Raw genomic sequence first — 3,416 nt, forward strand, 5'->3', positions numbered from 1 at the left:
TAATAAGTCAACACGACCGCCCCGGAAAGACAGTGCACCGTACACCGTGTGTCGCCTTACTTATGCGCGACTTAGTATGTGTCAGTCCGACGCCCATGTTGGTCGCCTTCAGTGACAGTGACCCGATCACCGGGCCGATGGCCGAGATCTTCAAGCGCGAGATGCGCGGTGCACAGGGCGTCGATCACCCGGTGGTGCGCGGCGCCGGCCATTTCCTGCAGGAAGACGCCGGCGAAGAGCTGGCCGACTACATCGTGAAATTTCTGCGCCGCTGACCAAGCCCGCGTCGCCGAAAGACCACGAACAAAACCACCGCCGCCACGATGCCAGCCATCAGGAGTCCGGCGAACAGGATCACCACGATCGGGATGGCGACGTTGTCGTAGACGACGACCAGTTGTCGGTAGGTGTCATCGTTGGGTGCGTTGCCGAACGTGAAATCCGAAGAGATTTCCGACGGTTGGTACACGTCGACCTGAGTCTTGGTCAGATAGGACCCGTGGTTGGTGGCCAATTCCCGCAGTACCGGGTCGCGAACCCGATCGCCGATAGCCCCGGCGAACTGGACCTGGGTGAGTTGCCTGGATTTGTCTGCGTCGGTGCGTTGCTGACGGTGGTCGGACATGGTGTAGACGATCACGTGCTGGGGGTCTTGCGCGGCCACGGACAGTCGCATCGGATAAACCAACCGCGATGAAGCAAAGGTCAGCCGCACCGGATCAAGCCCGCCCGCGATCGGCGCGGTGCTGGTGAGCCGCATCGCGACGAACGCCCAGCCGTCGCGCACATAGGGATCCAGTGCCGCTGCCACCGCCGGCCGGATGGCATAGCCGTTGTCGGACAGCCAGTTTCGCAAGCCGGTCAGGTCACCTCCGGCCAAGGTGGTGGCCTCCAGCGGCCCGAGGTGTACCTGGTTGACGACATCCGGGGCGTGGGCTGCCGCGGCCCCCTCGTGCGGGGCGGCGGCTCCCGGAAAACCTATCCCCAGGACCCACCGGCGCTGACGCTGGATTTGCGGCGCTGTCAACACGTCCAACTCCACGAAGGTTGCGTTGGCGACGTTATCGGTCGCGGTGACGGTCGCCGGCGTGGGGGTGGGTACCACCAGGGCGACGTTATCGGTCGTGGTGTCCATCGCGAGCTGCATGACGATCGTCTCGGTTGTCCCATCCCAATGTGCCAGTGCCACTTCATGATTCATGGTTGCGTGGGCACCGCCCGGAGCGATCGCCGCGCCGCATGCGCAGGCGTTGCTGGGCCAGGCCAGCACCGTGGTGGCCAGGATCACCGAAACCAGCAGACCAACGACGAACACCAACCGGCAGACGCGCAGCACCGCCATGCCGCAGATGCTACGCGCCACCTGGTTGCGGCCAGCCACTTTGACCGGGGCGGACTTGAGGTACGGGCACAATGTCAGCATGACGACACGGCCGCTGGAGCCCACCGAATATGCCGAACCGCAGGCATTGCTGCTGCAACTTCTGGACCCCGCGATTCGGGCCAACCCATATCCGGTGTGTGCGCAGCTTCGTGACCACGGACCGCTGCAGCTGCCGGAGGCTGACTTCGTGCTTTTTTCGACTTATCACGACTGTGACGAGGTGCTGCGGCACCCGTCGTCGAGCAGCGACCGGTCCAAGTCGAAGATCGCCCGGCGGCAGGCGCAGAGCGCAACGGCTCCGGACCCCGAAATCCCGCCCGGGTTTTTGTTTCTCGATCCGCCCGATCACACCAGGCTGCGCAAGCTGGTCAGTAAGGCCTTCGCTCCGAAAGTGGTGACCGCACTGCGACCCGACATCGGTGCGCTGGTGGACGGACTGCTGGACGGGATCGCCGACAAGGGCCAATTCGACGTGGTCGGCGACTTCGCCTATCCATTGCCGGTGGCGGTGATCTGCCGGCTGCTCGGGGTGCCGCTGGAAGACGAGCCACAGTTCAGCCGGGCATCGGCATTGCTGGCGCAGTCGCTGGACCCGTTTCTCACCTTCACCGGCCAGCATTCCGAGGACTTCTCCGACCGGCTGGCGGCCGGCACCTGGCTGCGCGAGTATCTGCGCGGGCTGATCGCAAGGCGCCGGTCGCAGCCCGGCGACGACTTGATGTCCGGCCTTATCGCGGTAGAGGAGTCCGGCGATCAGTTGACCCAGGAGGAGATCGTGTCGACCTGCATGCTGCTGCTGGTCGCCGGACACGAGACCACGGTGAACCTGATCGGCAACGCCATCCTGGCGATGTTGCGCGACCGCCGGCACTGGGTTGCGTTGGGCGCCAAGGCTGCCCTGGTGCCGGCGGTCGTCGAGGAAACCATGCGCTACGACCCGCCGGTGCAACTGGTCGGCCGAATTGCGGGCGACGACATGGCGATTGGGGATATCGCGGTGGCTAGGGGTGACACGATGATGTTGCTGCTGGCGGCGGCGCATCGCGATCCCGCCGAATACGACCGACCAGACACCTTCGATCCGGATCGTGGACCGTTGCGGCACTTGGGTTTCGGCTTTGGGGCCCATTACTGCCTGGGTGCCCCGCTGGCACGGTTGGAAGCCGGTGTGGCGTTGTCGGCGATCACCGCGCGATTCCCCGACGCCAGGTTGGCCGGTGAGCCGCAGTACAAGACGAACGTCACGCTGCGCGGGCTGCAGAGGTTGTCCGTCGTAGTCTAGTTCTGGTCAATCGGTTAGCCGTTGGGCGCAGCGTTGGGTCTGGTCACTTGAGTCACTTGAGTCACTGGGGGTTGGGGGGTAGGCGTTGTGCCCGCCTCACTCGGAAATTCATGGTGACCTGACCACGAATGCGGCTGGTCAATGATGTCCTCGTGCGCAGCCTGGCCGCCTGCGCATACCTTGGCTCGGTTTTCCGGTTTCGGCACACCCGATACCGCGCCTTCACTCAAACCCGTATCGAGTGTGGGCAGCCGTTGGGGACTGTCTGACGTGCTCACCGCATCGGCGGTCATGCCACCGTTTCGAGTGTGCAGTGACGGTTTTGACTGTGTATGCAGGGCGGGATCCGCCGTGATCGGCCGCCCTGACGGCGCACTCGGCGCCATCAACGCGCACTCGGCGCCATCACGGCGCACTCGGCGCCGTCGGCCGCCGACCCAACCGCACCAGTACGCGATTTCCGTCTCCCCACAGCAGGGCGCAGCCCCATGACCGCTAGTAGCGACAAATCCATTGCGCTGCTGTGGTTGTCACGGATAGGTGGGGCATTTTGGGTACGGGTCGGTCTTGTGACTGGTGTGGTGGCCGCGGCAAATCCGGTGCCATGTTCGCTGTGAGCGAAATGTGAAATCGGCTGTTGGGCAGGCACTTTCTGCCCGGTTTTTGTCAGAGGTCGCCGATAGGTTAGGTGTCATGGATTGGCAGGCGATCACGGCGGCCTTTGACGGGTTGGATACGGCGCTGGATGTG

The 3,416-nt window shown here is 64.2% G+C and carries 2 protein-coding genes and 1 pseudogene; 2 read left to right on the forward strand and 1 reads right to left on the reverse strand.

The annotated features are described in order from the left end of the window. Window positions 1-74: 74 nt before the first annotated feature. Window positions 75-275, forward strand: a pseudogene (locus AWC07_RS02400) (haloalkane dehalogenase); the annotation flags it as partial. Here the strand turns inward: AWC07_RS02400 and AWC07_RS02405 are convergent. After that, window positions 248-1,342 (reverse strand): DUF2330 domain-containing protein, encoded by a 1,095-nt coding sequence (locus tag AWC07_RS02405; RefSeq protein WP_051507790.1) that lies wholly within the window; start codon window positions 1,340-1,342, stop codon window positions 248-250. The pseudogene AWC07_RS02400 and the gene AWC07_RS02405 sit on opposite strands and share 28 nt — an antisense overlap. Window positions 1,343-1,421: 79 nt before the next feature. On the opposite strand from AWC07_RS02405, the gene AWC07_RS02410 reads away from it, so the two are divergent. Continuing rightward, on the forward strand, window positions 1,422-2,666 hold the full coding sequence (locus tag AWC07_RS02410) for a cytochrome P450 (RefSeq protein ID WP_036409680.1): 1,245 nt from the start codon (window positions 1,422-1,424) through the stop codon (window positions 2,664-2,666). Window positions 2,667-3,416 lie beyond the last annotated feature (750 nt).

This window comes from Mycobacterium gastri (assembly GCF_002102175.1).
GTDB lineage: Bacteria > Actinomycetota > Actinomycetes > Mycobacteriales > Mycobacteriaceae > Mycobacterium > Mycobacterium gastri.